Source organism: Bradyrhizobium sp. USDA 3650, assembly GCF_054057395.1.
Genome location: NZ_JBSRZG010000001.1, coordinates 963,186 through 989,736, shown reverse-complemented (window position 1 = coordinate 989,736; position 26,551 = coordinate 963,186). Strand labels below are relative to the sequence as shown.

General features: G+C 64.0%; 33 protein-coding genes. 25 read left to right on the top strand and 8 right to left on the bottom strand.

Translation table 11 applies throughout. The features are described 5' to 3' along the window. Positions 1–4 precede the first annotated feature (4 nt). The 3 genes from ACVIN2_RS04910 to ACVIN2_RS04900 all read right to left on the bottom strand — a co-directional run bounded on the left by ACVIN2_RS04910 (position 5) and on the right by ACVIN2_RS04900 (position 1,747). Complete coding sequence (locus ACVIN2_RS04910; RefSeq protein ID WP_456764700.1) at positions 5–391, bottom strand: ester cyclase; 387 nt, start codon at positions 389–391, stop codon at positions 5–7. 57 nt (positions 392–448) lie between these two features. Continuing rightward, on the bottom strand, positions 449–1,321 hold the full coding sequence (locus ACVIN2_RS04905; protein ID WP_456764699.1) for a bifunctional helix-turn-helix transcriptional regulator/GNAT family N-acetyltransferase: 873 nt from the start codon (positions 1,319–1,321) through the stop codon (positions 449–451). A gap of 72 nt (positions 1,322–1,393) precedes the next feature. Beyond that, entirely contained in the window at positions 1,394–1,747 is a 354-nt protein-coding gene (locus tag ACVIN2_RS04900; RefSeq protein WP_456764698.1) for an MmcQ/YjbR family DNA-binding protein, read from the bottom strand. Positions 1,748–1,910: 163 nt separating this feature from the next. Between ACVIN2_RS04900 and ACVIN2_RS04895 the strand changes: the two genes are divergently transcribed. The 9 genes from ACVIN2_RS04895 (at position 1,911) to ACVIN2_RS04855 (ending at position 7,147) form a co-directional block, all read left to right on the top strand. Then, entirely contained in the window at positions 1,911–2,258 is a 348-nt protein-coding gene (locus ACVIN2_RS04895; RefSeq protein ID WP_027517469.1) for a Lin0512 family protein, read from the top strand. 4 nt (positions 2,259–2,262) lie between these two features. Beyond that, on the top strand, positions 2,263–2,955 hold the full coding sequence (locus ACVIN2_RS04890) for a GNAT family N-acetyltransferase (RefSeq protein ID WP_456764697.1): 693 nt from the start codon (positions 2,263–2,265) through the stop codon (positions 2,953–2,955). A gap of 75 nt (positions 2,956–3,030) precedes the next feature. Then, entirely contained in the window at positions 3,031–4,215 is a 1,185-nt protein-coding gene (locus ACVIN2_RS04885; protein WP_456764696.1) for a serine hydrolase domain-containing protein, read from the top strand. A gap of 98 nt (positions 4,216–4,313) precedes the next feature. Next, positions 4,314–4,523: a YgaP family membrane protein gene (locus ACVIN2_RS04880; RefSeq protein WP_456764695.1), complete on the top strand. Its 210-nt coding sequence runs from the start codon at positions 4,314–4,316 to the stop codon at positions 4,521–4,523. Then, a complete protein-coding gene (locus ACVIN2_RS04875) occupies positions 4,520–5,041 on the top strand; it encodes an RNA polymerase sigma factor (RefSeq protein WP_456764694.1) in 522 nt (173 codons plus the stop codon). The genes ACVIN2_RS04880 and ACVIN2_RS04875 overlap by 4 nt, the downstream gene beginning before the upstream one ends. Positions 5,042–5,044: 3 nt before the next feature. Beyond that, complete coding sequence (locus ACVIN2_RS04870) at positions 5,045–5,392, top strand: carboxymuconolactone decarboxylase family protein (RefSeq protein WP_456764693.1); 348 nt, start codon at positions 5,045–5,047, stop codon at positions 5,390–5,392. A 34-nt stretch (positions 5,393–5,426) separates the two neighbouring features. Further along, positions 5,427–6,092, top strand: a complete 666-nt coding sequence (locus tag ACVIN2_RS04865) for a DUF429 domain-containing protein (protein ID WP_456764692.1) — start codon at positions 5,427–5,429, stop codon at positions 6,090–6,092. A gap of 113 nt (positions 6,093–6,205) precedes the next feature. Then, complete coding sequence (locus ACVIN2_RS04860) at positions 6,206–6,349, top strand: hypothetical protein (RefSeq protein ID WP_007609210.1); 144 nt, start codon at positions 6,206–6,208, stop codon at positions 6,347–6,349. Positions 6,350–6,442: 93 nt separating this feature from the next. Beyond that, entirely contained in the window at positions 6,443–7,147 is a 705-nt protein-coding gene (locus ACVIN2_RS04855; RefSeq protein WP_456769643.1) for a glutathione S-transferase family protein, read from the top strand. Positions 7,148–7,149: 2 nt separating this feature from the next. On the opposite strand, the gene ACVIN2_RS04850 is transcribed toward ACVIN2_RS04855, so the two are convergent. From ACVIN2_RS04850 to ACVIN2_RS04840, 3 genes are all read right to left on the bottom strand, one after another. Next, on the bottom strand, positions 7,150–7,932 hold the full coding sequence (locus ACVIN2_RS04850) for a sulfite exporter TauE/SafE family protein (RefSeq protein WP_456764691.1): 783 nt from the start codon (positions 7,930–7,932) through the stop codon (positions 7,150–7,152). Positions 7,933–7,935: 3 nt separating this feature from the next. Further along, a complete protein-coding gene (locus ACVIN2_RS04845; protein WP_456764690.1) occupies positions 7,936–8,568 on the bottom strand; it encodes a TetR/AcrR family transcriptional regulator in 633 nt (210 codons plus the stop codon). Positions 8,569–8,786: 218 nt separating this feature from the next. After that, positions 8,787–9,158: a tRNA-binding protein gene (locus ACVIN2_RS04840; protein ID WP_456764689.1), complete on the bottom strand. Its 372-nt coding sequence runs from the start codon at positions 9,156–9,158 to the stop codon at positions 8,787–8,789. 105 nt (positions 9,159–9,263) lie between these two features. Here ACVIN2_RS04840 and ACVIN2_RS04835 point away from each other — a divergent pair, with 105 nt between their 5' ends. Next, positions 9,264–9,617 (top strand): ArsC family reductase, encoded by a 354-nt coding sequence (locus ACVIN2_RS04835; RefSeq protein WP_456764688.1) that lies wholly within the window; start codon positions 9,264–9,266, stop codon positions 9,615–9,617. 40 nt (positions 9,618–9,657) lie between these two features. Here the strand turns inward: ACVIN2_RS04835 and ACVIN2_RS04830 are convergent, their stop codons facing one another. Next, positions 9,658–10,341, bottom strand: a complete 684-nt coding sequence (locus tag ACVIN2_RS04830) for a hypothetical protein (RefSeq protein WP_456764687.1) — start codon at positions 10,339–10,341, stop codon at positions 9,658–9,660. A 335-nt stretch (positions 10,342–10,676) separates the two neighbouring features. Between ACVIN2_RS04830 and ACVIN2_RS04825 the strand changes: the two genes are divergently transcribed. The 7 genes from ACVIN2_RS04825 to ACVIN2_RS04795 all read left to right on the top strand — a co-directional run bounded on the left by ACVIN2_RS04825 (position 10,677) and on the right by ACVIN2_RS04795 (position 17,161). Next, a complete protein-coding gene (locus tag ACVIN2_RS04825) occupies positions 10,677–11,432 on the top strand; it encodes an ABC transporter ATP-binding protein (RefSeq protein WP_018459153.1) in 756 nt (251 codons plus the stop codon). After that, a complete protein-coding gene (locus tag ACVIN2_RS04820; RefSeq protein ID WP_007609233.1) occupies positions 11,425–12,171 on the top strand; it encodes an ABC transporter ATP-binding protein in 747 nt (248 codons plus the stop codon). Before ACVIN2_RS04825 ends, ACVIN2_RS04820 begins: the two co-directional genes overlap by 8 nt. Positions 12,172–12,204: 33 nt before the next feature. Next, positions 12,205–13,428 (top strand): ABC transporter substrate-binding protein, encoded by a 1,224-nt coding sequence (locus ACVIN2_RS04815; RefSeq protein ID WP_027517482.1) that lies wholly within the window; start codon positions 12,205–12,207, stop codon positions 13,426–13,428. A gap of 72 nt (positions 13,429–13,500) precedes the next feature. Further along, positions 13,501–14,364 (top strand): branched-chain amino acid ABC transporter permease, encoded by an 864-nt coding sequence (locus tag ACVIN2_RS04810; RefSeq protein ID WP_027517483.1) that lies wholly within the window; start codon positions 13,501–13,503, stop codon positions 14,362–14,364. A gap of 1 nt (position 14,365) precedes the next feature. Next, a complete protein-coding gene (locus ACVIN2_RS04805) occupies positions 14,366–15,334 on the top strand; it encodes a branched-chain amino acid ABC transporter permease (RefSeq protein WP_007609238.1) in 969 nt (322 codons plus the stop codon). A 158-nt stretch (positions 15,335–15,492) separates the two neighbouring features. Beyond that, entirely contained in the window at positions 15,493–16,137 is a 645-nt protein-coding gene (locus ACVIN2_RS04800) for a DUF47 domain-containing protein (RefSeq protein WP_456764686.1), read from the top strand. 16 nt (positions 16,138–16,153) lie between these two features. Further along, a complete protein-coding gene (locus tag ACVIN2_RS04795) occupies positions 16,154–17,161 on the top strand; it encodes an inorganic phosphate transporter (RefSeq protein WP_007609242.1) in 1,008 nt (335 codons plus the stop codon). Here the strand turns inward: ACVIN2_RS04795 and sugE are convergent. Continuing rightward, positions 17,154–17,468 (bottom strand): quaternary ammonium compound efflux SMR transporter SugE, encoded by a 315-nt coding sequence (sugE, locus tag ACVIN2_RS04790; protein WP_204510973.1) that lies wholly within the window; start codon positions 17,466–17,468, stop codon positions 17,154–17,156. The genes ACVIN2_RS04795 and sugE overlap by 8 nt on opposite strands. 168 nt (positions 17,469–17,636) lie before the next feature. Between sugE and ACVIN2_RS04785 the strand changes: the two genes are divergently transcribed. From ACVIN2_RS04785 to ACVIN2_RS04750, 8 genes are all read left to right on the top strand, one after another. After that, positions 17,637–19,256, top strand: a complete 1,620-nt coding sequence (locus tag ACVIN2_RS04785; RefSeq protein ID WP_247360559.1) for a peptide chain release factor 3 — start codon at positions 17,637–17,639, stop codon at positions 19,254–19,256. Positions 19,257–19,480: 224 nt separating this feature from the next. Beyond that, positions 19,481–20,059: a hypothetical protein gene (locus ACVIN2_RS04780; protein ID WP_456769642.1), complete on the top strand. Its 579-nt coding sequence runs from the start codon at positions 19,481–19,483 to the stop codon at positions 20,057–20,059. Between the two features lie 71 nt (positions 20,060–20,130). After that, entirely contained in the window at positions 20,131–20,715 is a 585-nt protein-coding gene (locus tag ACVIN2_RS04775; RefSeq protein WP_456764685.1) for an NnrU family protein, read from the top strand. 72 nt (positions 20,716–20,787) lie between these two features. Beyond that, positions 20,788–22,380, top strand: a complete 1,593-nt coding sequence (locus ACVIN2_RS04770; protein ID WP_456764684.1) for a class I adenylate-forming enzyme family protein — start codon at positions 20,788–20,790, stop codon at positions 22,378–22,380. A gap of 169 nt (positions 22,381–22,549) precedes the next feature. Then, positions 22,550–23,203 (top strand): tetratricopeptide repeat protein, encoded by a 654-nt coding sequence (locus ACVIN2_RS04765; RefSeq protein WP_456764683.1) that lies wholly within the window; start codon positions 22,550–22,552, stop codon positions 23,201–23,203. 28 nt (positions 23,204–23,231) lie between these two features. Next, positions 23,232–23,780: a hypothetical protein gene (locus ACVIN2_RS04760; RefSeq protein WP_456764682.1), complete on the top strand. Its 549-nt coding sequence runs from the start codon at positions 23,232–23,234 to the stop codon at positions 23,778–23,780. Between the two features lie 104 nt (positions 23,781–23,884). Further along, positions 23,885–25,267, top strand: coding sequence for a ribosome biogenesis GTPase Der (gene der, locus ACVIN2_RS04755; RefSeq protein WP_027569641.1), 1,383 nt, complete (start codon positions 23,885–23,887; stop codon positions 25,265–25,267). Continuing rightward, the gene (locus tag ACVIN2_RS04750; protein ID WP_456764681.1) at positions 25,264–26,520 is read left to right on the top strand and encodes a TCR/Tet family MFS transporter; all 1,257 of its coding nucleotides are present in this window, start codon (positions 25,264–25,266) and stop codon (positions 26,518–26,520) included. The genes der and ACVIN2_RS04750 overlap by 4 nt, the downstream gene beginning before the upstream one ends. The last annotated feature ends 31 nt before the right edge of the window (positions 26,521–26,551 follow it).

Here is a 26,551-nt window from a genome sequence, read left to right as displayed (position 1 = left end):
AGCGCTAGAGCTGCGCCTCGATCGCTCCCTTGTCGATGATGGACCACACGTGCCGTATTTTTCCGTCGCGAAATTGATAGAACACGTTTTCGCAGAATGACACGCGCCTGCCGTTCACATCCAGCCCCAGAAACTTTCCAGCCGGCGTGCAATCGAACTTCAATCGGGAGGCGATCTGAGGCGGATCGCAGACCAGCAGCTCGATGTTGAAATGCAGATCCGGAATTGCGCGAAAATCCTGCTCCAGCATGGCGCGATAGCCGGACAGTCCGAACGGTCGCGCATTGTGGGCGACGTCATCGTGGACGAACTGTCCAAGCGCGAGCCAATCCTGCCGGTTCAGGCAGGCGATGTAGTCGCGGTAAATGTCGGCGAGGTCGGACCTGGTCATGGCGTTGCTCCTGCGGCTCCGGCCATAACGCGGCAACGGGAGAAAAGGCGCCGGCGCTTACAGACGTTTTTCGAAGAACAGGTCCGGGTAGGGGTCGTCATTGAAGCGGGGGATCTCGCTCCAGCCGCTTCGTCGGTAGAGCTGGCCGGCCTCCGCCAGCGCGCTGTTGGTGTCGAGCCGCAGCAGCTTGATGCCGAGCCCGCGCGCGACATCCTCGGTCATATCCATCAGCCGCCGGCCGAGCCGCAATCCGCGCGCAGCCGGTGCGACCCACAAACGCTTGATCTCGGCATAGCCGTGATCCGTGCCCTTGAGCCCGACGCAGCCGACCGGCAGCGTGTCCGACATCGCGACGATGAACGTGCCGCGCGGGCGGCGCATATCCTTGGCGTCGGGATCCCGCGACAGCGAGACATCAAAGCCCTGCTTGAAGCGGCGGCCGAGCTCGCCATAATATTCGCCAAGACAATAGCGGGCCTGCTCGCTCCGCGGATCGATCTCGTCCAGTGTGACGCGCTCGCGCGTCAATGCGCAAGCAATCAAATCCATCGCCGCCAGCAGCGCCTCGCGCTGCGAATGCTGGGCGAGGAAGCCCTCCGCCTGCGTATTCGACAGCGCCTCATAGGCCGCGAACTCGCGCCGGCCCGCACGTGTCAACGTCGCCACGCGGCGGCGCGCATCGTCCTCATGCGCATTGGTCTCGACCAGCCCTTCGTCCTCGAGGCTGCGGAGCAGGCGGCTCATCAGGCCGGAATCGAGGCCGAGATAGTCGCGAATCTCGGCCACCTCCGAACGTCCATGCCCGATCGCGTTGAGCACGCGCGCCGTCCCCAGTGGCCGCCCGCGCCCCAGGAACGACGTGTCGAGCGCGCCGACAGCGGACGTGACGGCGCGATTGAAGCGGCGGACGCGTGAAACAGGGTCGAGCACGATGTCTGACTTTAGTCAGGCATATCATCGATGTCAATCAGCGCAGGCTTTCGCTTCACCAGCAGCTGCGCTTCAGTCGAGATCCAGCGCCTTGCGGGATTTCCGCGTGAGTTTCGCGGCGACCATCGCGTGCGCCTGCGCCAGATAGGCCGTGAGCTCGGCGTCCGGCAGCGCATTGTTGCCGACGAGCTGCACCCATTTGGCGCGCGCCAGATACGGCGCCGGCCGCGCAAGGCCGTGCTCGATCAGCATGGCATAGGCCATGTTCGAGACCTTGAACATGTAGCCCCCGGAGCGCGCGGCAAAGCCGCCGCCGAGTGCGAACATCTTGCCGCCGACCTTGAACACCGAGGTGCCCTCCCACTGCACCACTTTGGTGACGGCGGGCAGGCGCAGGCAGCGTGTTTCGAAAGTTTTGGGAGTCATCGCCCGAGCGATAGCACAGCGCCCGCGACTTGCAACGCCCGCAACGTCGGAGCGCCACGGCGTGCCGCACCGCATCCGGGACACGAGAGGAACGACCCTACTTGTATCGTGCCGTCCGATCCCCCACACTCCCCACCACTCAGTCAGTCATAGGAATAAGAACATGGCTCGCGTTCGCTGTATCACCGAGATGGGTATGGGCGTCGACGTCCATGGCAGGGACGCCACAAAGGCGGCGAGGCGTGCCGTCTCTGATGCCATCAGGCATTCGAGCCTCGGCTTCTTCCGGATGATCGACAAGACCGCGAACGACATGTTCGTGGACGTCACGATCGCGGTGCCGAATCCGGAAAGCGTCGACAAGGATGCGGTCGCGAAGGAACTGCCTTACGGCACTGTCACCGTCAACGCGGTGAAGGGCGGGCTGGAGATTCCGTCGGCACCGGAACAGGGCAACGACCCCATCCTCATCGCCAATGCCGCCGTCATCGTCAGCTTCGAGAAGGAGTGAAACGGTGTCCGACGGTGACGAGACGCTGCTGGATCGCCCGATCTGGAGCGCGCTGACGACCAGCCACAAACATCTGGCCGAAGGTGGCCCGCGAGCATTGCGCTACCCGGTGGACGTGACGCCCTTTGCCGACATGGTCGACATGTCCGCGGCGAGCTTTGCCGCGCTCCGTGATCTCCTGTCGGGCTCGCAGGTCGCCGCACTGTTCACACCGGAGGCCGTCGACGTTCCCGCCGGGTTCAAGGTCGTGGTGGCCGGACCCGGCGAGCAGATGATCGGCTCGCCGGCCGACAGTCCGCTTCGCGATGCCGAGATCGTTCGGCTGGGGGCGGCCGACGTTCCCGCCATGATGGCGCTGACGGAGTTGACCAAGCCCGGTCCATTCGCGCGGCGCACCCATGAACTCGGGACGTTTCTGGGCATCCGCGCCGGCGGCGAATTGGTCGCGATGGCCGGCGAGCGCATGAAGCCGGGCAATTTCGTCGAGATGACAGCCGTCTGCGTCCACCCCGACCATCGCGGGCGGGGCTACGCGCAGGCGCTGCTGGCGGCGGTCGCGCGCCAGATCGAGGCACGCGGCGAAATTCCGTTCCTGCACGTGTTCTCGAGCAACTCTTCGGCCATCGCTCTGTACCAGCGGCAGGGGATGCGGATTCGGCGCCGCCTGCACGTCACCGCGTTCATGAAGCAGGAATAAGCCGCGCCGTCCGATCAGGCTTCTCATCCGGCGAATTCACGCTATATCGATCCCAACCATCATTGGGGGAAGCACATGGACGCCAGAACGCCTGATTTTTCCGCCACGCGGACGGCAATGCAGCGTTACGTCGATCAGGAGATCATTCCCGGTGCGTCCTGGGCGGTACTGCGGGGCCACGAGGTCGTCGATCAGCAGTGCGTCGGTTTCGCCGATCGCGAGGCGAGCACCGCGCTGCGGCCCGATCACATTTTTCGCGCGTTTTCCAACACCAAGATATTCGTCACCTGCGCGATCATGCTGCTGGTCGAGGAAGGCCGCATCGGGCTCGACGACGTTGTCGAGAAATTCCTGCCGCAACTCGGCAATCGCAAGGTTCTGAAGCCCGGCGCTTTGAGCCTTGCCGACGTCGAGCCGGCGAAAAGCCCGATCACGATCCGGCAGCTTCTGACCCATACCTCCGGCCTCAGCTACGGCATCTTCGATCCCGGTACGGTGCTGTTCAAAGGCTATAACGAGGCGCGCGTTCTCAATCCGTTGACGCCGCTGACCGGCATGATCGACCAGCTCGCCGAGCTGCCGCTGTCCTTTCATCCCGGCGCGTCCTGGGAATATTCGGTGGCGACCGACGTGCTTGGGCGTGTCGTGGAGGTCGTCTCGGGCAAGCCGCTCGACGCCGTCCTCAAGGCGCGCATTTTCGAGCCGCTCGGCATGACCGACACCGGCTTCCACGTGCCGGACGCGCAGCAGGGCAGGCTGGTCGCACTCTACAACGGCGCGGATGTCCTCGATCCCATGAAGCCCGGCCTGACCCGGGCCGACGACCTGCCTTATCCGCAGGCCTATCGGCGGCAATTCCCGCGGCTGTCGGGCGGCGGCGGACTGGTCTCGACCTTGCCCGACATGCTTGCTTTGGTCCGCGCGCTGCTCCCGGGCTCGGATGCGCTGCTGAAGCCGGAGACGCTGCGGCTGATGATGACGAACCAGCTGCCCGCGGGCGAGAACATCCGCTTCGCCAATCTCGGCCCGATCCCCGGCAAGGGCTTTGGCCTCGGCGGCGCCGTCACCTTCGCGCCGATGCCGTTCGATCCTCCGAATTCGACCGGCGAATTCCAGTGGGGCGGCCTTGCCGGCACCCATTGGTGGATCTGCCCGCAGGCCAATACCGCCGGCGTGCTGATGGCGCAGCGCTACATGGGCTTCTGGAATCCGTTCTTCTTCGAATTCAAGCGTCTGGCCTATCAGGCCGTCGGAGGCTGATCGCGAAAAGAATTGCACGTTGCCGCGAATCCTTTCTGGTCGTCGCGCCCTCTCTTGACGGTCGAGGCATTTTGCTTCGGCTTATGTCGGAGGATGTGATGGCATTTTACAGGAAGAACATCGGGAGCCTGCATCAGGCCGTGCGGATCGCCTTTGGCGTCGCGGTGGCCGTCGCGGCATTCGTGTACCTGACCGGCGCCGCGGCGTGGCTCGTTGCGCTCGGCGGCGGCAGCTTCGCACTGACCGGCCTCGTCGGCTATTGTCCGATGTGCGCGATGGCCGGCATCGGAAGGGGAGGCGTGTCGTGAGCGCCGCTGTGATCTCGCCGGACCTGTTCGAGGCCGCGCGCCTCGGCGATCCCCAGGCGATCGCGTCTCTGCTCGAGACGGCGCAACCGAACATCCGCCGCTATGCCCGCGCCACCTGTCGCAGCTCGGCGGATGCCGAGGATGCGACGCAGGAGGCGCTATGGATCCTGTTTCGCCATGTCGGCACGATCCGCTCGTGGCTGGCGTTTTCGGCCTGGCTGTTCAGTGTGGTCCGCCGCGAATGCCTGCGGCTCGCCCGTAAGACAGGCCTCGCGCCGGCGATCGACGACGGAGAGGCGGAGGCGCTGCTGCTGTCGCGTCCTGAAGCCGATTTGCGGCTCGACGTCGCTGCGGCCTTCGAGGCACTGCCGCCGCACTACCGCGATGTCGCGCTGATGCGCGACGTCAAGGAAATGACCATCGACGAAATCGCCGTCGCACTCGGTGCGACCCGGCAGGCCGTGAAAGCACGCCTGCATCGCGCCCGCGCCCTGATGCGCGAATACCTGACGAGATGAGCCATGACCTGTTATCAAAGTCCTGACGATCTGAAATCCATCCCGGCCTTCGTGGCGCTCGCGCCGGTCGAGGCCAACGCGTTCCTTGCGTTCAACCACGCGGTCGAGCGCAAGGACGGATTGATTCCGCCAAAATATCGCGAGCTGATCTCGCTCGCGGTCGCGCTCACCACGCAATGCGCCTATTGCCTCGATGTGCACACGGCGCAGGCGGCGAAGGCCGGTGTAACGCGCGAAGAAATCGCGGAAGCCGCGCTGATTGCGGCGGCGGTTCGCGCCGGCGGCACGCTCGGCCACGCGTTGCTGGCGCAACGCCTGTTCGAGCAGCACCGGAGCGAGGAACCGGGATAGAGGAGCGGGCGGATATCCGTCAGGGATCAGGAAATTGCCAAACTATCTCGGCCTTGACGGATTTCGCTTCGGCTGGGTCGCCGCCTGGATTGACGAGTGCGGCGATCACGGGTTCGACTATTCGCCGGGTCTCGCGCGGCTGCTTGCGCTGCCGCATGCCCGGGCGATGATCGACATGCCGATCGGATTGAAATGGAGCGGATATCGCATCTGCGATTTGCGCGCGCGCGAGCTGGTCGGTCCTGCCGTGTTTCTCGGCGCGCGCCGCGACCTCTGGAAATTTGCCGACATGGCCGCAGCTAACCGTCACTACTGGGAGTGCGAGGGCAAGGGCAGGGGCGTGTCAGCGCAGCTCTGGAACATCAGGGACAAGATCAGGGACGCCGACGAGATCATGACGCCGACGCGGCAGACGACGATCGGCGAAGCGCATCCGGAATTGATTTTCTGGAATCTCGCTGGGCGGGTCCGTCTTGCACGGAAGACATCGCCGGAGGGCCGCGAGCAGCGCATTGCACTCCTGGAGCAGCACGGCTTCGCGCGTTTGCCGAAATGGCTGAAGCAACGACACGGCACCGGCGTCGGCCGCGACGACCTCATCGACGCCTGTGCCTGCGCGGTCGCGGCGCGCGACAGCACGCAGCGGTTCGGCGGGGAGGAGACCGACCCGCAGGGCTTGCGGATGGAGATCAATTATTGAGGCTGCCGGGGTGCGAGGGACCGGGAAAAAGCTGCAATTTATTTGAAGCTTGCAGGAACAGACGACGGCCCGCCCGCGTTCCTCGTGCGACCGAACACGGAGAAGCTCGTCCGATGAGGGATGCCAGTCAGTTCGCGACCGCGATGCTTGCGCTCGTCTTCACCGGAGCACTGCTCGTCACCGGCCAGCTCTTCATCGAGCAACGCGCACAGCGCGATGTGATGCACGCCACCAACCATTTGCTGCGGCCGTTGTGACCTGTGCGGGAAAATGATCTGACCACTCGACCTTGCGTCGTTCGTCCGCTGGCCTAGACTAGGCGGCATCTCATGAACGAAGCCGGGGTCCTGATGTCCGATCTGTCCGCCTTTCCCGTCACCAAGCGCTGGCCGGCCAAGCACCCGGAGCTGCTCCAGCTCTATTCGCTGCCGACGCCGAACGGCGTCAAGGTTTCGATCATGCTGGAAGAGATCGGGCTTCCCTACGAAGTCCATCTCGTCGATTTCGGCAAGGACGATCAGAAGACGCCGGAGTTCCTCTCGCTCAATCCGAACGGCAAGATCCCGGCGATCCTCGATCCCGATGGTCCGGGCGGCAGGCCGCTGCCGCTGTTCGAATCCGGGGCGATCCTGCAATACCTCGCGGAGAAGACCGGCAAGCTGCTGCCGCAGGATGCCACGCGCCGTTACCAGGCCATCCAGTGGCTGCATTTCCAGATGGGCGGCATCGGGCCGATGTTCGGCCAGGTCGGCTTTTTCCACAAATTCGCCGGCAAGGATTTCGAGGACAAGCGGCCGCTCGAGCGCTATGTGGGTGAGGCCAAGCGGCTGCTCGGGGTGATGGAGATGCATCTTGCCGGCCGGCAATGGTTCATGGACGACGACTACACCATCGCCGACATCTCCATGCTCGGCTGGGTGCGCAATCTCATTGGTTTCTACGGCGCCGGCGATCTTGTCGCGTTCAGCCAGTTCAAATCCGTCGCCGCCTGGCTCGAACGCGGGCTGGCGCGCCCGGCGGTCGAGCGCGGGTTCAACATTCCGAAGCGGCCGTAAGATCAGGTTAGCGCCTTGTGGGTCATGTAGAGGGCCATCAGCAGGATGACGGCGATCATGACCCGGCGCAGCACCGATTTGCTGACGCGATTGGCTCCGCGCGCACCGAGATCAGTGCCGACCCAGAGGCCGGCAAGAATGCCGATGATGGCGGGCCAGCCGACCATGAGTCCCTTGCTCCAGTAGATCCCGGCGGCCGGAACATTGGTCGGGATGACCGAGAAGACGAGGCTGACGAGCTGCGCCTGGTGCTGCGGCACCCGCAGGCCCGCCGCGAGCCCGACAGTGATCGCCAGCCCGCCGCCGATGCCCATGAAGCCGGAGGAAAATCCGGCAAGCATGCCGATCAGGAGCAGCGGCAGCCAGGGCAGCTTGTCTCGGTCGCCGGTCTTATTGTTTTCCTCCTCGCGGTCGCGGCGCAGGATCAGGAGAGCGATCAGCGCGACGAGATGAACGACGTAGGTCCATTGCAACACCGAGTCGGAGACTGCGGCCGCAGCGTAGCCGCCGCCGGCACCGCCGAACAGAAATCCGATGCCGATCCAGACGATCCACAGCAACGGGCTGCGATTGCCGCTCTGCCAATAGCGGCGAACGCCCGCGAGTCCGGTCGGCGGAACCTGCGTGATCAGCGACGTCCCCTGGGCGACGTGTTGCTCGGCGCCGAGCAGCAGCACGCTGAAGATCACGAGACCGCCCCCGGGACTCGTGCCCATGAAGCCCGATGTCAGCCCGCCGATGAGGCCGACCCCAATGCCTGCGAGCAGGTCATGGATCCATGACATCGCTCAGCTCCTCGTCCGTCGCTTGACGTCGGCCTTCGTGGTGCGAAATCCATCGATTACGCCGGTCACGGCCGCCATGCAGGCCTCGATGTCAAAATCCTGGCCCCAGCATTTTTGCAGCACAAAGCCCTGGAAGATCGCGATCAGCACGCGCGCGATCGCTTCCGCACCGAGATCGCGCTTGATGAGGCCGTCATGCTGGCCGCGCTCGACCAGCGCGACAATCAGGGCGCGCGGCATGTCGATGCCTTCTACGATGCTGGTGCGGACGCGGCGGTTGCGCAGGGCCTCGGCCCAGCCGTGGATGCCGACACGGCGGCGCGCTTCGCCGGTGGGGTCGGTGAGCCATTGCGCGTAAACGCCGACCAGCGCGTGAAGTCCTTCGATCGGATCGCCCGACCCTTGCGCGACCGAGTTGAGCACGGCCTCGCGCCGGTGCCGGTCGTCGGCGAGTGCCTCGATCAGATCGTCCTTGCTCTGGAAGTAGAGATAGACCGCACCATGGCTCAGCCCCGACCGTTTGACGATGTCGGCCATCCCGGTCTGGTGAAAACCGTCCTCGGCGAAGCAGGCGAGGGCGGCTTCGAGAATCTGCTGCCGCCGGCCTTCACGTTGCTTGTCGCTGATCTTGGGCATCCGGCTATCCATAAATAACTGACAGGTCGATCGTTTTATTCGTTCTTCGGACAAGGCAGCCCAAAACGCTAGTTGAAAATAAAAAACGATCAGTCAGTCATTTATATTATTAAAGAAGATCCCGGTCAACCCCCGACGCCCGGGCCGGGAAACAGGAGAGCTGAACCGTTAAAAGGGGCGTCGCCGGCGGCCAGGAACCGTCCTTTGAGCGCGCGGTGCTAGAACAGCCGTCCGCCGTTTGGCACAGGCTTGCTTGGCTGCACCAGAACGACCTTGCCGTCGGCATCGGGGAAACCGAGGGTCAGCACCTCCGAGACAACAGGGCCGATCTGGCGCGGCGGGAAATTCACGACCGCAGCAACCTGTTGGCCCACCAGCGTTTCAAGCGGATGGTTCTCGGTGATCTGCGCAGAGCTCTTGCGCACGCCGATCGCGGGGCCGAAGTCGATCCACAGCCGCCAAGCCGGCTTGCGCGCCTCCGGGAACGGCTTTGCATCGACGATGGTGCCGACGCGGATATCGACCGCGAGAAAAGTGTCGAAGTCGATGGTCGGCGACGCAGTCGCGCCTGGATCGTGGGTGACGTGCATGGAGTGTCCATTCCAAGAGATGGCATCGTTCGCAATATTGTCGCGCGAACCGGAGTTGCGTACAACGCCTTGGGATCACGACACGACGGATGCGCGAGGAACGTTTTGCCCAACATCATCTACGGCATCAAGAACTGCGACACCATGAAGAAGGCACGCGCCTGGCTCGACACCCATGGTGTCGCCTACACGTTTCACGACTACAAGGCGACGGGGGTGGATAAGGACAAGCTCAAGCAGTGGAGCGACAAGGTCGGTTGGGAGACGCTGCTCAATCGCGCCGGAACGACCTTCAAGAAGCTGCCCGATGCCGACAAGGAAGGCCTTTCGGAGAAAAAGGCGCAGGCGTTGATGCTAGCGCAACCATCGATGATCAAGAGGCCGGTGCTTGAAGTTGGCGGCAAGCTGCTGGTCGGCTTCAAGCCGGACGTCTATGCCAAGGAAGTCACGACCAAGTAAGTCACGACCAAGGAAGCCGCCGCCAAATCGCGCTGACCCGCTAGTTCAGCTCGATGATCTCGGTGGGAACACCGGAGCCCTGCTGGTCTGTGAACTCGACCAGCTCGGCCGGCGCGATGCGGCCTGGGGTGCGGTGGAACAGGTCCCGGTCGATCACCGCGCGCAATCTCGGGCGCGGCAGCGCGTCATTTCCGCGCATCAGATTCTTGATCTCGAAGCCGCCGTCCTCGCAGAAGGTCTTGAGCGACGCGATGATGTGACAGACCTTGCCGTCGGTCTGGAACGGCAGCAGCAGGCGCTCATAGGCGACGATACGGCCGTAGAGGTCATCGATGTCGGCAACGCTGTAGACAGGCAGCCCGCGCGCCACGCATTCATGATAGACCGGCATCACCAGGGGCGCGAGACGCGGTCCGATATAGTCGTCGAGCAGAGCGCCCTTGCCGGTGTGTCCATAGGCGCGCGAGATGCGCGTACCTTCGCTCTGAATGGTGAGACGCGGCGTCGGCGTCGACATGTCCACCGTATAATAGATCAGATCGGAGAGCTCTTCCTCGAGCCGCGCAGGCTGGTACTCCCAGATCGCCGGGGCCGTCTGCTGGCGCGCATAGAGCCGCAGCCACGTGTTCAGGAGATCACGCTGCCTGATCGATTTCACCACGGAAGGAGCGGCGCTTGCAAAATCCAAGACAATATTCCCGGCGAATAGAAATTCCGGACGCATGAAACCCGCGCATTATCCTCGCTGCGGGAAAATTTTCCATGAAGGCTGGCGCATGGGACGAAAGACCGTTAACGACGGCTTGATGACCGGCGCTTTGCGAACCGGGAAGCCGGGCAGGCGCGACATCAAAACACGTCCGACTAAGGGAGCATAAGTCTCCCGGCCGGAGGCCTGACCTGCTCAGCTTTCCGCCTTGCCTAACCCCCGTCACCTCCGGCATATTCCGCGCCCGGAGGCGGCGTTCCGGATGGGCTCCAGGGAGTGGCTCCAAGGCCTCCGGAAAGCCGAAGCAACAAGGATAGCCACGCGCGTTGTGCGGGCAGGGGGAAAACTGTTTGGCCGATGAGTTCATTCTCGAAACGGAAGGCTTGACCAAGGAGTTCGCGGGCTTCTTCGCCGTCCGCGACGTTGCGCTCAAGGTTCGCCGTGGGAGCATTCACGCGTTGATCGGCCCGAACGGCGCCGGCAAGACGACGTGCTTCAACCTTCTGACCAAGTTCCTCAAACCGTCTGCCGGAAAAATCCTGTACAAGGGACAGGACATCACCGCGATGGCGCCCGCCGACGTGGCCCGCCTGGGGCTGGTGCGCTCGTTCCAGATCTCGGCAGTATTCCCCCATCTCACCGCGCTGGAAAACGTCCGCGTCGCGCTTCAGCGCCAGCACGGCAGCTCTTTCGATTTCTGGCGCTCAAAGTCCGTGCTCAACCAGTTCAACGATCGCGCGCGCGAGCTGTTGAACGATGTCGGCCTCAGCGAGTTTTCCAATACGCCCGCGGTCGAGATGCCCTACGGGCGCAAGCGTGCACTGGAGATCGCAACCACGCTCGCGCTCGACCCCGAGATGATGCTGCTGGACGAGCCGATGGCCGGCATGGGCCACGAGGACATCGACAAGATCGCGGCGCTGATCAAGCGCATCTCCGCGAAATACACCATCCTGATGGTCGAGCATAATCTGAGCGTCGTGGCCAATCTCTCCGACATCATCACCGTGTTGACGCGCGGACAGGTGCTCGCGCAGGGCCATTACAGCGAGCTCACCAAGGACGAACGCGTCAAGGAAGCCTATCTGGGAGCCGGTCATGGCTGAGACTGCAACGGCGGAAGCTCCCGCAAAGGCCGCGAGCGGCGGCAACCTCCTCCAGGTCCGCAACCTGGAAGCCTGGTACGGCGAGTCTCACATCCTGCACGGGATCAACTTCGACGTGAACGCGGGCGAGGTCGTCACCCTGCTCGGGCGCAACGGCGCCGGCAAGACCACCACGCTGAAGTCGATCATGGGCATCATCGGCAAGCGCACCGGCTCGGTGAAGTTCAACAACCAGGACATCATCCGCACGACCTCGGACAAGATCGCGCGGATGGGAATCGCGTTCTGCCCGGAGGAGCGTGGAATTTTCGCCAGCCTCGATGTCCGGGAGAACCTGCTGCTGCCGCCGGTGGTGCGTCCCGGCGGATTGCCGCTCGAGCAGATCTTCGATCTGTTTCCGAACCTCAAGGAACGGCTCAACAGCCAGGGAACCAAACTCTCCGGCGGCGAGCAGCAGATGCTTGCGATCGCGCGCATCCTGCGCACCGGCGCGAACTTCCTGATGCTGGACGAGCCGACCGAGGGTCTCGCGCCCGTCATCATCCAGCAGATCGGCCACACCATTGCGCGGCTCAAGAAAGAGGGGTTTACGATCCTTCTGGTCGAGCAGAACTTCCGGTTCGCATCCACCGTCGCCGACCGCTATTACGTGGTCGAGCACGGCAAGATCATTGACGGATTTTCCAATGCGGAGCTTGCCGCCAACATGGACAAGCTCCACACCTATCTCGGCGTCTAGAACTGCCAACAAAAAGATTCATAGGGAAGTAGCATGATGACAAAGTCGATTGCGTCGTTTCTGCTCGGCACGGCGCTGGCCGTGACCGCCACCGGTGCAGCTTTCGCGCAGGACAAGACCGTCAAGATCGGCGCGCTGTCCGATCAGTCCGGGCTCTATGCCGATCTCGGCGGACCGGGCTCGACGCTCGCCGCGCAGATGGCCATTGAAGATTCCGGCCTGGCTGCGAAGGGCTGGAAGATCGACATCATCTCCGGCGATCACCAGAACAAGCCCGACATCGGCACCGCCATCGCGCGGCAATGGTTCGACGTCGACAAGGTCGACGTCATCGTCGACGTGCCGAATTCCGGCGTGGCGCTCGCGGTCAACAACGTCATCAAGGAAAAGAACGGCGTCTATATCAACTCGGGCGCGGCGACCTCGGATTTGACCAACGCGCAGTGCTCGCCCAACACGGTGCACTGGACCTACGACACCTACATGCTGGCCCACACCACCGGCCAGGCGCTGGTGAAGGCCGGCGGCGACACCTGGTTCTTCCTGACCGCGGACTACGCCTTCGGCGCTGCGCTGGAGCGCGACACCACCGCTGTCGTGACCGCAAATGGCGGCAAGGTGGTCGGCGGCGTCAAGCACCCGCTCAACACGCCGGACTTCTCGTCCTTCCTGCTGCAGGCGCAGGCTTCTAAGGCCAAGATCATCGGCCTTGCCAATGCCGGTGGCGACACCACCAACACGATCAAGCAGGCGGCCGAGTTTGGCATCGTCAAGGGCGGCCAGAAGCTCGCGGCGCTGCTGCTGTTCCTCACCGACGTCAAGGCGATCGGGCTCGAGACCGCACAGGGCCTCAACTTCACCGAAACCTTCTACTGGGACATGAACGACCAGACCCGGGCGTTCTCGAAGCGCTTCGCAGAGAAGATGAAGAACAACGCGCCGCCCACCATGGTGCAGGCCGGCGTCTATGCGGGCGTGCGTCACTATTTCAAGGCACTGGAAGCGCTCGGCGGCAACCCGCATGACGGCGCCAAGGTCGTCGAGAAGATGAAGTCGATGCCGACGGAAGACGATCTGTTCGGCAAGGGCGAGATCCAGCCCAACGGCCGCACCATCCACAATGCCTATCTGTTCGAGGTGAAGAAGCCCTCCGAGTCCAAGGGACCGTGGGATTTCTACAAGCTGGTCGGCACCGTGCCGGGCGACCAGGCCTTCACGCCGCTGTCCGAGAGCAAGTGCGCGCTGTTGAAGAAGTAAGATAACCGCCCGCAGGCCATCAGGCCTGCGGGCGACTTTCAGGGAACGCCGAAGGGACCGGGTGCGGGATCGATGCAGGCTCTTTACGCTCAGCTACTGGTGGGACTGATCAACGGCTCGTTCTACGCGCTGCTCAGTCTCGGGCTCGCCGTGATCTTCGGCATGCTCAACATCATCAATTTCGCCCATGGCGCGCTCTACATGATGGGCGCGTTCGTCGCCTACTTCCTGCTGAACATCGGCGGCATCAACTATTGGTGGGCGTTGCTGCTTGCCCCGATCATCGTCGGCATCTTCGGCATGATCCTGGAACGGACCATGCTGCAATGGCTGACGGGGCTCGATCATCTCTACGGCCTGCTCCTGACCTTCGGCATTGCGCTGATCGTGCAGGGCGTGTTCCAGAACTATTTCGGCTCCTCTGGCATGCCTTACGCCATTCCGGACCAGCTCAAGGGCGGCATGAATCTCGGTTTCATGTTCCTGCCCATCTATCGCGGCTGGGTCGTCATCTTCTCGCTGATCGTGTGTATTGCGACCTGGTTCCTGATCGAGAAGACGCGGCTCGGCGCCTATTTGCGTGCCGCGACTGAAAACCCGACGCTGGTGCGCGCCTTCGGCGTCAACGTGCCGCGCATGATCACGCTGACCTATGGTTTGGGTGTCGGCCTGGCCGCACTTGCCGGCGTGCTGTCGGCGCCGATCAACCAGGTGCGGCCGCTGATGGGCGCCGACCTGATCATCGTGGTGTTCGCGGTGGTCGTGATCGGCGGCATGGGATCGATCATGGGCTCCATCATCACCGGCTTCGCGCTCGGTGTGATCGAGGGCATGACCAAATATTTCTACCCCGAGGCCTCCAACACCGTCGTGTTCGTGCTGATGGTGCTGGTGCTCTTGGTGAAGCCAACGGGATTGACGGGAAGGGCGGCCTGATATGACAGCCTTGACGGACGACACGCTGCCGGTAACCCCGCGCTCGATCCGCGACGAGATGATCGTGTTCGTGGTGATGGCGCTGCTGCTGGCTTCGGTGCCATTCACGGGGGTCTACCCGTTCTTCGTGATGCAGGCGCTGTGCTTCGCGCTGCTCGCCTGCGCCTTCAACCTGCTGATCGGCTATGGCGGTTTGCTGTCCTTCGGCCATGCGATGTTCTTGGGCACGGCCGGCTATTGCAGCGCGCATGCGCTGAAGGTGTGGGCGTTGCCGCCGGAGCTCGGCATCCTCGTCGGAGTCGCCGGTGCCTTCGTGCTCTCGCTCATCACGGGCTATATCTCGATCCGCCGCCAGGGCATCTATTTCTCGATGATCACGCTGGCGCTGTCGCAGCTTCTGTACTTCATCTACCTCCAGGCCCCGTTCACCCATGGTGAAGATGGCATCCAGGGCATTCCGCAGGGACGCATGTTCGGCGTCTTCGATCTGACCAAGCCGACCGTGCTCTACTACGTGGTTCTGGTAGGCTTCCTCGCCGGCTTCCTGCTGATCTTCCGCATCATCAACTCGCCGTTCGGCGAGGTCCTCAAGGCGATCCGCGAGAACGAGCCGCGCGCGATCTCGCTGGGTTACCGCACCGATCAGTACAAGTTCCTGGCGTTCGTCTTATCGGGCACGCTGGCCGGCTTTGCCGGTGCGCTGAAAGTCTTCGTGGCGCAGAACGCCTCGCTCACCGACGTGCACTGGTCGATGTCAGGCGAAGTAGTGCTGATGACGCTGGTCGGCGGACTCGGAACCGTGTTCGGTCCCGTGGTCGGTGCCTTCGTGATCATCGCCATGCAGCAATATCTGGCGGGATTCGGCCAGTGGGTGACCGTGATCCAGGGCTCGATCTTCGTGATCTGCGTGCTGACCTTCCGCCGCGGCGTCATCGGCGAAATCGCGCATTACTTCCGGCGGTCGCTGTAAGTCATTGATATAATAGAAGATGCGGTGACGCGCGAAAGCGGTGGATGATCCGGCTCCACGGGCGTGAGGTGGCACGCGCGTGGATCGAAAATGGTCTATGACAGTTTCATGACGGCCCGCTTGGGCCAGGCCATCATCCAACCGGTAGTCTCTCTCCCATGATGCGATTGTTTCGCGCTTTCCTGCCCAAGGAAGAACGGTTCTTCGACCTGTTCGACCGCCACGCCCAGACCGTGATCCAGGGCTCGATCGCGCTCCAGAGCATGCTCAACGGGGGCGAGGAAACGCCGGTCTATTGCCAGCGCGTCAACCAGTTCGAGAACGATGCCGACAATATCACCCGTGAGGTGCTGACGGCGGTGCGCCGTACCTTCATCACCCCGTTCGACCGCGGCGACATCAAGAACCTGATCACCTCGATGGACGACGCCATCGACCAGATGCAGCAGACCGCCAAGGCGGTGATGCTGTTCGAGGTCCGCAGCTTCGAGCCGCCGATGCGGGAGATCGGCGCGCTTCTGATCGAATGCGCCAATCTGGTCGGCCGTGCGCTGCCGCTGATGCAGAAGATCGGCCAGAACGTGGCCATGCTGACCGCGATCACGGAAGAGCTGGGCAAGCTGGAAGGCCGCGTCGACGATCTCCATGATATCGGGCTGAAGGAACTGTTCCTCAAGCATCGCAACGGCAACGCGATGGATTTCATCGTCGGCGCAGAGATCTACGACCATCTTGAGAAAGTCGCCGACCGCTTCGACGACGTCGCGAACGAGATCAACAGCATCGTCATCGAGCAAGTTTAGGGCAGGGGACCGCGCCGTGGATGTTGCGTTGGGTCTTCCCGTCCTGGTCGGACTGATCGCCGTCGCGCTGCTGTTCGACTTCCTGAACGGCCTGCACGACGCCGCCAATTCGATCGCGACCATCGTCTCGACCCGCGTGCTGCGGCCGCAATACGCGGTGTTCTGGGCCGCGTTCTTCAACTTCGTCGCCTTCATGGTGTTCGGGCTGCACGTCGCCCAGACCATCGGCACCGGCATCATCGATCCCGCGATCGTGGATGCCCAGGTGATCTTCGCGGCGCTGGTCGGCGCCATCGTCTGGAACCTGGTGACATGGGCGCTCGGCATCCCATCGTCCTCGTCTCATGCATTGATCGGCGGCTTGTTTGGTGCAGGCGTAGCCAAAGCCGGCCTGTCGGCGGCGGTCTGGAGCGGATTGTCCAAGACGGTGATCGCCATCGTGCTGTCTCCGCTGGTCGGCTTCCTGCTCGCGATGGTGCTGGTCGCGATCGTCTCCTGGGCCTCGGTGCGCTCCACGCCGTTTGCCGTCGATCGCGCCTTCCGCATCCTGCAATTCGCCTCTGCCTCGCTCTATTCGCTCGGCCATGGCGGCAACGACGCGCAGAAGACCATGGGCATCATCGCGGTGCTGCTCTATTCGCAGGGCCAGCTCGGCGGCGAATTCTTCGTTCCCTTCTGGGTGGTGCTCTCGTGCCAGGCCGCGATGGCGATGGGGACGCTGATGGGCGGCTGGCGCATCGTTCGCACCATGGGCCTGCGCATCACCAAGCTGACCCCGATGCAGGGCTTTTGCGCCGAGACCGGCGGTGCCGCGACCCTGTTCATGGCGACCTTCCTCGGCGTTCCCGTCTCGACCACCCACACCATCACCGGCGCCATCGTCGGCGTTGGCGCCGCCCGCCGCCTCTCGGCGGTGCGCTGGAACGTCGCCAGCTCGATCGTCTATGCCTGGGTCATTACGATGCCGGCCTCGGCCATCGTCGCCGCGCTCTCCTGGTGGGCGGTCAAGATCTTCCTCAGGTAACCAGCTTCAGTCCGACAATCCCGGCGACGATCAGCCCGATGCTGGCGAGGCGGAACGCGGTGGCCGGCTCGCCGAACAGGATGATGCCGAGCGTCGCGGTACCGACCGCGCCGATGCCGGTCCAGACGGCATAAGCGGTTCCAATCGGCAGCGATTTGAGGGCGAGCCCGAGCAGGATGATGCTGCCGGCCATGGCCCCAAGCGTGAGGACTGACGGAACGAGCTTGGTGAACCCCTCGGTATATTTGAGGCCGATCGCCCAGGAGACCTCCAGCAGACCGGCGACGAACAGGATGCTCCAGGCCATGACGACCCTCCATTCAAGGCAGGGTCGTCCCCGCGACTGGTGTGCTGACAGGAACGGAAGACCGTCCCTCCCAACCTGATCCGAGCCGGATATGGGGCTGGCCGTCAGGCTCCGCAATCACCAGATGAGGCTTGATCAGGCCCATTTTCCCTGCCAAACGCTGCCGCAATGTCCGACATCGCCACCACAGCCGAATCGACGGCCCGTTCCTCGCTTGCCGCTGAAGTGTCGCGGCGGCGTACCTTTGCCATCATCTCGCATCCGGACGCAGGCAAGACCACGCTAACCGAAAAGCTGCTGCTGTTCGGCGGCGCCATCAATCTGGCCGGCCAGGTCAAGGCCAAGGGCGAGCGGCGCAACACGCGTTCGGACTGGATGAAGATCGAGCGCGAGCGCGGCATCTCGGTCGTGACCTCGGTCATGACCTTCGAGTTCGAAGGCCTCGTGTTCAACCTGCTGGACACGCCGGGCCACGAGGACTTTTCGGAAGACACCTATCGCACGCTCACGGCGGTCGATTCCGCGGTCATGGTGATCGACGCCGCCAAGGGCATCGAGGCGCGCACCCGAAAGCTGTTCGAGGTGTGTCGTCTTCGCGACATCCCGATCATCACCTTCATCAACAAGATGGATCGCGAGAGCCGCGACGTGTTCGAGCTCCTGGACGAGATCGAGAAGACGCTGGCGCTCGATACCACGCCGATGACCTGGCCTGTCGGCCGCGGCCGCGAGTTCCTCGGCACCTACGACGTCGTCAATGGCGGCGTGCGCCTGCTCGAAGGCGGCGGCGCCAAGACCGGCGCGGCGCAGCAGATCGAGATCGCCGAGCTCGCCAAGCTCAACGCCAATCTCGACGTGTCGGCGGTCAAGGACGAGCTCGAGCTCGTCACCGCGGCTTCAAAACCGTTCGAGCTCGAAGCGTTTCGCGAGGGCCATCTGACGCCGGTTTATTTCGGCAGCGCGCTGCGCAATTTCGGCGTCGGCGACCTGCTGCAAGGACTCGGCAAGTTCGCGCCCGAGCCGCGCGCGCAGGAGAGCGACCAGCGCAAGGTCGAAGCCACCGACCCGCGCATGAGCGCCTTCGTGTTCAAGATCCAGGCCAACATGGATCCCAACCACCGCGATCGCATCGCGTTTGCGCGGCTGTGCTCCGGCAAGCTGAGCCGCGGCATGAAGGCGAAGCTTGTGCGCACCGGCAAGAGCATGCCGCTGTCGAGCCCGCAATTCTTCTTCGCGCAGGACCGTTCGGTTGCGGACGAGGCCTATGCCGGCGACGTCGTCGGCATTCCCAATCACGGCACGCTGCGCATCGGCGACACGCTGACCGACGGTGAGGATTTCAACTTCGTCGGCGTGCCGAGCTTTGCGCCGGAAATCGTCCGCCGCGTGCGTCTTACGGATGCAATGAAGGCGAAGAAGCTGAAGGAAGCGCTTCAGCAGATGTCGGAAGAGGGCGTGGTGCAGGTGTTCCGCCCGCGCGACGGCGCGCCCGCGCTGGTTGGCGTCGTCGGCGCGCTGCAGCTCGACGTGCTCAAGGCGCGGCTGGATGCGGAATATTCCCTGCCGGTCGAATTCGAGGTCAGCGAGTTCCAGCTCGCGCGCTGGGTCTCCTCGGAGGATCGCAAGAAGCTCGATACCTTCATCGCGGCCAACACCTCGAGCATCGCCGACGATGTCGACGGCGATCCCGTCTATCTGGCGCGGAACGAGTTCTATCTCGGCTACACCAGGGAACGTGCCGAGGGCATCGAGTTCACCAACGTCAAAGACGTCAAGAAGAAGGGCTAGGGGCGTAGTTCAGTCCGCTCCTCACCCTCCGCCGTCATGCCCCGCGAAGGCGGGGCATCCAGTACGCCGCAGCCTCTCGGCTCAACCACAATCGCCTCTGGAATACTGGTTCGTCCGGTCAAGCCGGACGACGACACCTTGAACGCGCGCATGTGAACAGCCGCAGGCTTGACGTTGCCGGCGGCAATGCCACGTTCACCCATGTGGTCTTGCGAGTTCACTTCATGTGGCGCGGCATCCTTGTTTTCCTCCTGCTGGCGATCTCGATTGTTGCCGCCGACGCGCGGCCCCGGCAGATCAACCCAATTCCGTTTTCGCACGAGCCGTGCAGCGTGCTCGACGGACGGCCCTGCACGCCGTCCTACTGCAGCCCGCTCGAGCCTGGTCCCTGCATTCCCGAGATCGACTATCCCTACGGCCAGAACCTCCAGCTCACGATCCAAAGCGTGCCGGCGGAGGCCGATCGCGCCAAATACCAGAAGCCGGATCACGATCTCGATACGATCGGCGATCTCTTCGCCGAGCTGCGCACCTGCTGGTCGCCGCCAACGGACAATGCGCGCGCGGGCATGCAGATCGCCGTGCGTTTCAGCTTCAACAAATCGGGCGGCCTGATCGGCCCGCCGCGCCTGACCTTTGCGACCGCGGGCGTCCCCGCCGAGACAAGAACCACCTACCTCAATGCGATCAATTCATCGTTGAAAGCCTGCCTGCCGCTGAAATTCACCGGCGGGCTTGGCGGTGCCCTCGCCGGGCGACCGATCGCGATCCGGTATGTCGACAATCGCGAGATCCGTAACTAGCGCATCAGTTGCGACCCGCGGCCAATCGATGATACGCCATGGGTTGGGGCGCTGGTTGAGGGGAGAATCTCGTGGGTCTGCTGGTTATGATCCTGGGGCTTGCGCTGTTTTTTGCGGCGCATATGTTCACGACGAAACGCGATGCACGCGCGCAGGCCATCGCGAGACTGGGCGAGGGGACCTACAAGATCCTCTATTCGCTTGCCTCGATCGCAGGGCTCGCACTGATCATCTGGGGCTTCGCGCATTATCGTGCGACGGGCTGGATCGACGTCTGGTATCCGCCGAAGGCGCTGAAGCACATCACGCTCGCGCTGATGCTGCCCGCGGTCATCCTGGTGGTTGCGTCCTATCTGCGCGGCCGCATCTATGCGACGCTGAAGCATCCGATGCTGGCCGGCATCAAGCTGTGGGCGGCGGCGCATCTTCTGGCCAATGGCGATCTCGGCTCCATAATCCTGTTCGGCTCCTTCCTGGGCTGGGCGGTGTATGATCGCATCACGCTGAAGCGTCGCACCGATGGTGGCGGTCCGCCGATTCCAGTCGGCGGCGTCACCAACGATCTGATCGCGGTCGTGGTTGGAATCGTCGCATATCTGGCGCTGGCGTTTGCGTTCCATCCCGTCGTGATCGGCGTTCCCGTGATGGGCGGCTAGCCGATCAGCACAAGACAGGACTGCATGCCCATGCGCGGAAGGTAACGAGAGCAACAAAGCCAAGGCATTCCGATGGACTGGTCGCATTCTCAGATCCCGCCAATGCGGTTCGAGGCGCGCTTCGGCGATCGGGTCGTGCCGGCATTTTGCGATCGGCCGTCGAGCCTGTGGGCGATGATCGCGGACGCCTGCGCCCGCAATCCCGACGGCGAAGCACTGATCGCAGGCCATGTCCGTCTCAGCTGGCGGAAGGCCGCGGAGCAGGCTGCGCGGATCGCGACGGGATTTCGCAAGCTCGGATTGCAGCGCGGCGATCGTGTCGCGATCCTGCTCGGCAACCGCGTCGAATTCCCGCTGCTGCTGTTTGCTGCCGCGCACGAGGGGCTTGTCACGGTGCTGCTCAGCACGCGTCAGCAGAAGCCGGAAATCGCCTATGTCCTCGGCGATTGCGGCGCGAAGCTATTGATCCACGAGGCGGCGCTCGCGGCGCGTCTGCCGGACGCGCTGGATGTGCCCGACATAATCCACCGCATAGCCGTCGACGACGATCCGGCTTTGTCGCGCTTCGCGGCGCTGGCAGACAACGCACCGGCCCCGGCGGCGGTCGAGACCAGCGAGGAGGATACCGCGATGATCCTCTACACCTCCGGCACGACAGGCAAGCCGAAGGGTGCGATGCTGGCCCATTGCAACATCGTCCATTCCTCGATGATCTTCGTGTCCTGCCTGCAATTGACGGCGGCCGACCGCTCGATCGCGGCGGTGCCGCTCGGCCATGTCACCGGCGTCGTCGCCAACATCACGACGATGATCTGCTGCGGTGGCGCGCTGATCATCATGCCGGAGTTCAAGGCCGGCGAATATCTCAAGCTCGCCGCGCGAGAGCGCGTCACCTATACGGTGATGGTGCCGGCGATGTACAATCTCTGCCTGCTCCAGCCAGATTTCGAGAGCTACGATCTGTCGAGTTGGCGTATCGGCGGCTTTGGTGGCGCACCGATGCCGGTTGCCACCATCGAGAAGCTCAAGGCGATCATTCCCGGCCTCGAGCTGGCGAATTGCTACGGTGCGACGGAGACCACGTCGCCGTCCACGATCATGCCGGGCAAATTGACGGCAAGCCATATCGACAGCGTCGGGCTGGCGTGTCCCGGTGCGCGCATCCTGGCGATGGGGGCGGACGGGCGTGAGCTGCCGCCTGGGGAAATCGGCGAGCTCTGGATCCAGAGTGCCTCAGTCATCAAGGGCTACTGGAATAATCCAAAAGCCACGACCGAAAGCTTCACCAGCGGGTTCTGGCATTCCGGCGATCTCGGCTCGGTCGACGCGGAGGGATTTGTCCGGGTGTTCGACCGGCAGAAGGACATGATCAATCGGGGCGGCCTGAAGATCTATTCGGCCGAGGTCGAATCCGTGCTGGCCGGCCACCCGGCCGTGGTCGAGAGCGCGATCGTCGCCAAGACCTGCCCGGTGCTGGGCGAACGCGTTCACGCCGTGGTGGTGGCGCGTGCGCCGGTGGACAGCGAGGCCTTGCGCGCCTGGTGCGCGGAGCGGCTGTCGGACTACAAGGTCCCGGAGACCATGGTGATCACCGCGGAGCCCTTGCCGCGCAATGCCAACGGCAAGGTGCTGAAGCGGCAGCTGCGGGAGCTGTTGGGAACCTGACCCGGGGAGGCGGTCTCTCCGGGCTGTCCCGGGTGGTTAACGCCTTGATCGGGCTCGCTTTGCCTTGCCACCGCCATATCGTTAGGGTACCTCGCCGCCACGTGGGGGACGGGATTCCTGACGCGAACGCTTTGGCGCGCGCACCCGGACGGGCATGGGATTAGCATAAGTGTCTGAATTATTTGACGAAGTCGACGAGGAAGTACGTCGCGAACAGCTCAAGAAGCTGTGGGATAAGTATTCGATCGTCTTCATCGCCCTGATGGTGCTGATCGTCGCCGCCGTAGGTGGCTGGCGCGCTTACCAGTATGTGGAGGCCAAGAAGGCTGCCGAGGCCGGTGCGGCCTTCGAGAAGGCCGCCGAGCTGTCCGAGCAGGACAAGCATGCGGAGGCCGAGGCGGCCTTCACCGAGCTCGCTGCCAAGGCTCCATCGGGCTATCGCACCCTGGCGCGGCTGCGTGCCGCGGCCGAGGCGGCAGCCCGCGATCCCAAGGCAGGCGCCAAGCTGTATGACGACATCGCCGCCGACCGCAGCACAGGCGGCGAGTGGCAGGATCTGGCAAAGATCCGCGCCGCCGGTTTCCTGCTCGACAGCGCCGGCTATGCGGATATGCAGCAGCGGCTGGAAGCCTCCACCGCGCCCAAATCGACCTTCCGTCATACCGCCCGAGAGATGCTGGCGCTGTCGGCCTGGCGCAACAACGACATGACTGCCGCCCGCAAATGGCTCGATGCGATTGCCGAGGACGGCGAAACGCCGCCCGGCCTGCGCTCACGCGCCGAGGCGCTGCAGGCCCTGCTGCCGCCCGTCGCCAAAAGCTGACGGTCCAGAGCTGAGACGAGATACCGATATGCGCCGCACGCCACGCTTGATCGCAGCCGCCGTCCTGATCGCCTTCACGGGCGTGCTGGGCGGTTGCTCCAGCTTCGATCCGAGCGACATGCTCGACTTCCTCGATACCAAGAAGAAGCTCCCGGGCGACCGCAAGCCGGTGTTCCCGGAAGGCGTGCCGGGCCTCGAGCAGGGTGTGCCCAAGGACATGTACAAGGGCGCGCAGCAGCAGCCCGATCCGAACGGACCCGCCGTCGCGGCTCTGCCCACCGAGCCTGCGCCCGAGCCGAAGCCGGCGAAGGGTGCCAAGGCGAAAAAGACCAGGCAGCCGGCCACCGCGGCCGTCGCGCCGGCTGGGGCGCCCGCCGGCGAAGTCGATGGCGAGGCCCAGCCCGAGGCCGCGCCGCCCGCGGCCACTCCGCCGCCCAGGCAGAAGATCGTGCGCAAGCGCACCACCGCGCCGCCGCCCGATCAGCCAGTCCAGCAGGCGCAACCGACCCAGACCACCCAGCAGCAAACGCAGGGCGCCTTCCCGGCGCCGATGCCGAGCGGCAGCTTCTCGCGCTAGAGCATGATCCGGAAAAGTGTGAAGCGGTTTTCCGAAAAGATCATGCTCAAACAATTGTCTTCATTTCATTGACAGGCGCGGCTCCGGCAGCGCACGAATGACCCATGTCCTTTAAGATTGCCATTATCGGCCGACCCAATGTCGGCAAGTCGACGCTGTTCAACCGCCTGGTCGGGCAGAAGCTCGCGCTTGTCGATGACCTGCCGGGCGTCACCCGAGATCGCCGCGAGGGCGAGGCCAGGCTCGGCGATCTCGACTTCACGATCATCGATACCGCCGGCCTCGATGAGGGCGCCAAGGGCTCGCTGACCGCCCGCATGCAGGAGCAGACGGAGGCCGCGATCGCACAGGCCGACGCGCTGTTCTTCGTGATCGATGCCCGCATGGGCCTCACGCCCAACGATCGCGCCTTCGCCGATTTCGCCCGCAAGGCCAACAAGCCGGTGCTGCTTGTCGCCAACAAGAGCGAAGGCAAGCATGGCGATGCCGGCGCGATGGAGGCTTTCGCGCTCGGCCTCGGCGATCCCATCCAGATCTCGGCCGAGCACGGCGAGGGCATGGGTGAGCTCTACGACGCGCTGCGCCCGCTGATGCCGGAGCCGGTGGAGGAGGATGAGTTCGAAGACGACGAGCCGCTGACCGAGGAAGAGGCCGCCACGCGCCCGATCCGGGTCGCGATCGTCGGCCGGCCCAACGCCGGCAAGTCGACGATGATCAATCATCTGCTCGGCGAGGAGCGTCTGCTGACGAGCCCGGAGGCCGGCACCACGCGCGATTCCATCGCGGTCGAGATCAACTGGAAGGGCCGCGAGTTTCGCGTGTTCGACACCGCAGGTCTGCGCCGGCGCTCGCGGATCGAGGAGAAGCTCGAAAAGCTCTCGGTCGCCGACGCACTGCGCGCGGTGCGCTTTGCCGAAGTCGTCGTGATGATGATGGACGCGCAGAACCGTTTCGAGGAGCAGGATCTTCGCATCGCCGACCTGATCGAGCGCGAGGGTCGCGCCGTCGTGCTCGCCGTCAACAAATGGGACCTGATGGAGAGCAAGGGTGGCGGTGCGATCTCGAATCTGCGCCGCGACGCCGATCACTTGCTGCCGCAGATCAAGGGCGTGCCGATCGTCGCTGTCTCCGGCTTGATGGGCGAAGGCATCGATCGATTGATGCAGGCGATCCAGGATGCCTATGCGCTTTGGAATAGGCGTGTGTCGACCGCGGCGCTGAACCGCTGGTTCGAGGAGGCGGTGCAGGCCAATCCGCCGCCGGCGGTGTCCGGCCGGCGGCTCAAGTTGAATTACATCACGCAGACCAAGGCGCGCCCGCCGAGCTTCGTGCTGTTCTGCTCGCGTGCGGACGCGGTGCCGCAATCCTATCTGCGCTACCTCACCAATTCGCTGCGTGAGGCCTTCGAGCTGCCGGGCACACCGGTGCGCATAACCTTGCGCGAGAAGGCCAATCCGTTCGCCCACAAGCGCAAGCGGCCGTCGTGAGCAACGAGGCCGGCGAGGCGATGGCGCAGGGCGCAGCGCCAGTCCGGCGCGGTGCGGTCGCCTTCATCTTCGTCACCATCCTGCTCGACATGCTCGCGCTCGGCGTGATCATGCCGATCCTGCCGAAACTGATCGAGAGCTTCGTCGACAACGACACGGCGCATGCAGCCCGCATCTTCGGCCTGTTCGGGACCGCCTGGGCGCTGATGCAGTTCGTGTTCTCGCCGGTGCTCGGCGCGCTGTCGGATCGCTTCGGGCGGCGGCCGGTGGTGCTGCTGTCGAATTTCGGGCTCGCGGCGGATTATGTGCTGATGGCCCTGGCGCCGTCGCTGGTCTGGTTGTTCGTCGGCCGCGTCATCTCGGGCATCACCTCGGCCAGCATCTCGACCGCCTTTGCCTATATCGCCGACATCACGCCGCCGGAGCGGCGCGCAGCGGTGTTCGGCAGGATTGGTGCTGCCTTCGGCGCCGGCTTCGTGCTCGGCCCGGCACTGGGCGGCCTGCTCGGCGATATCGATCCGCGCCTGCCGTTCTGGGCCTCGGCGGCCTTGAGCTTTGCCAATGCGCTCTATGGGCTCTTCGTCCTGCCGGAATCGCTGGCGCCGGACAAGCGCGCGCCGTTCCGCTGGAGAAGCGCCAATCCGCTCGGCGCGCTCCGCCTGCTGCGTTCCAACGCGGTGCTCGCTGCGTTGTCCGTCGTCAACTTCATCGCGCAGGTCGCGCATGTCGTGCTGCCCTCGACCTTCGTGCTCTATGCGACCTATCGCTACGGCTGGGATTCGAAGACCGTCGGACTGACGCTGGCGATGGTCGGCATCTGCGCGATGGTGGTGCAGGGGCTCGCGATCGGCCCGATCGTGCGCGTGCTCGGCGAGCGCAACGCCTTGTTGCTCGGCCTGTGCTGTGGCGCGATCGGTTTCGTGATCTTCGGCGCGGCGCCGACCGGGCCGCTGTTCTGGATCGGCATTCCCGTGATGTCGCTGTGGGGCATTTCGGGCGCCGCCATGCAATCGCTGATGACGCGGCTGGTCGCGCCCGATCAGCAGGGCCAGTTGCAGGGCGCGACCGCGAGCGTGCAGAGCGTGTCGCAGCTCGTCGGCCCGTTCCTGTTCACGCTGACGTTTTCATATTTCATCGGCGCCAGCGCGCCGTGGCAGCTGCCCGGCGCGCCGTTCCTGCTCGCGGCCGTGCTGATGGTGGCGTGCGTGGCGATTGCGGTGCGGGCGCTGGGAACGGCGAGATCAGAACCGTAGGGCGGATTAGCGAAGCGTAATCCGCCACCTT

What these genes read in the sequence shown, in the direction of transcription:
- ACVIN2_RS04845 (WP_456764690.1), bottom strand. Translation starts at nt 8,568, where the DNA reads ATGCCCAAGATCAGCGACAAGCAACGTGAAGGCCGGCGGCAGCAGATT.
- ACVIN2_RS04815 (WP_027517482.1), top strand. Translation starts at nt 12,205, where the DNA reads ATGATGACAAAGTCGATTGCGTCGTTTCTGCTCGGCACGGCGCTGGCC.
- ACVIN2_RS04855 (WP_456769643.1), top strand. Translation starts at nt 6,443, where the DNA reads ATGTCCGATCTGTCCGCCTTTCCCGTCACCAAGCGCTGGCCGGCCAAG.
- ACVIN2_RS04805 (WP_007609238.1), top strand. Translation starts at nt 14,366, where the DNA reads ATGACAGCCTTGACGGACGACACGCTGCCGGTAACCCCGCGCTCGATC.
- der (WP_027569641.1), top strand. Translation starts at nt 23,885, where the DNA reads ATGTCCTTTAAGATTGCCATTATCGGCCGACCCAATGTCGGCAAGTCG.
- ACVIN2_RS04770 (WP_456764684.1), top strand. Translation starts at nt 20,788, where the DNA reads ATGGACTGGTCGCATTCTCAGATCCCGCCAATGCGGTTCGAGGCGCGC.
- ACVIN2_RS04780 (WP_456769642.1), top strand. Translation starts at nt 19,481, where the DNA reads ATGTGGCGCGGCATCCTTGTTTTCCTCCTGCTGGCGATCTCGATTGTT.
- ACVIN2_RS04885 (WP_456764696.1), top strand. Translation starts at nt 3,031, where the DNA reads ATGGACGCCAGAACGCCTGATTTTTCCGCCACGCGGACGGCAATGCAG.
- ACVIN2_RS04840 (WP_456764689.1), bottom strand. Translation starts at nt 9,158, where the DNA reads ATGCACGTCACCCACGATCCAGGCGCGACTGCGTCGCCGACCATCGAC.
- sugE (WP_204510973.1), bottom strand. Translation starts at nt 17,468, where the DNA reads ATGGCCTGGAGCATCCTGTTCGTCGCCGGTCTGCTGGAGGTCTCCTGG.
- ACVIN2_RS04910 (WP_456764700.1), bottom strand. Translation starts at nt 391, where the DNA reads ATGACCAGGTCCGACCTCGCCGACATTTACCGCGACTACATCGCCTGC.
- ACVIN2_RS04830 (WP_456764687.1), bottom strand. Translation starts at nt 10,341, where the DNA reads ATGCGTCCGGAATTTCTATTCGCCGGGAATATTGTCTTGGATTTTGCA.
- ACVIN2_RS04785 (WP_247360559.1), top strand. Translation starts at nt 17,637, where the DNA reads ATGTCCGACATCGCCACCACAGCCGAATCGACGGCCCGTTCCTCGCTT.
- ACVIN2_RS04760 (WP_456764682.1), top strand. Translation starts at nt 23,232, where the DNA reads ATGCGCCGCACGCCACGCTTGATCGCAGCCGCCGTCCTGATCGCCTTC.
- ACVIN2_RS04810 (WP_027517483.1), top strand. Translation starts at nt 13,501, where the DNA reads ATGCAGGCTCTTTACGCTCAGCTACTGGTGGGACTGATCAACGGCTCG.
- ACVIN2_RS04820 (WP_007609233.1), top strand. Translation starts at nt 11,425, where the DNA reads ATGGCTGAGACTGCAACGGCGGAAGCTCCCGCAAAGGCCGCGAGCGGC.
- ACVIN2_RS04850 (WP_456764691.1), bottom strand. Translation starts at nt 7,932, where the DNA reads ATGTCATGGATCCATGACCTGCTCGCAGGCATTGGGGTCGGCCTCATC.
- ACVIN2_RS04880 (WP_456764695.1), top strand. Translation starts at nt 4,314, where the DNA reads ATGGCATTTTACAGGAAGAACATCGGGAGCCTGCATCAGGCCGTGCGG.
- ACVIN2_RS04900 (WP_456764698.1), bottom strand. Translation starts at nt 1,747, where the DNA reads ATGACTCCCAAAACTTTCGAAACACGCTGCCTGCGCCTGCCCGCCGTC.
- ACVIN2_RS04800 (WP_456764686.1), top strand. Translation starts at nt 15,493, where the DNA reads ATGATGCGATTGTTTCGCGCTTTCCTGCCCAAGGAAGAACGGTTCTTC.
- ACVIN2_RS04895 (WP_027517469.1), top strand. Translation starts at nt 1,911, where the DNA reads ATGGCTCGCGTTCGCTGTATCACCGAGATGGGTATGGGCGTCGACGTC.
- ACVIN2_RS04860 (WP_007609210.1), top strand. Translation starts at nt 6,206, where the DNA reads ATGAGGGATGCCAGTCAGTTCGCGACCGCGATGCTTGCGCTCGTCTTC.
- ACVIN2_RS04870 (WP_456764693.1), top strand. Translation starts at nt 5,045, where the DNA reads ATGACCTGTTATCAAAGTCCTGACGATCTGAAATCCATCCCGGCCTTC.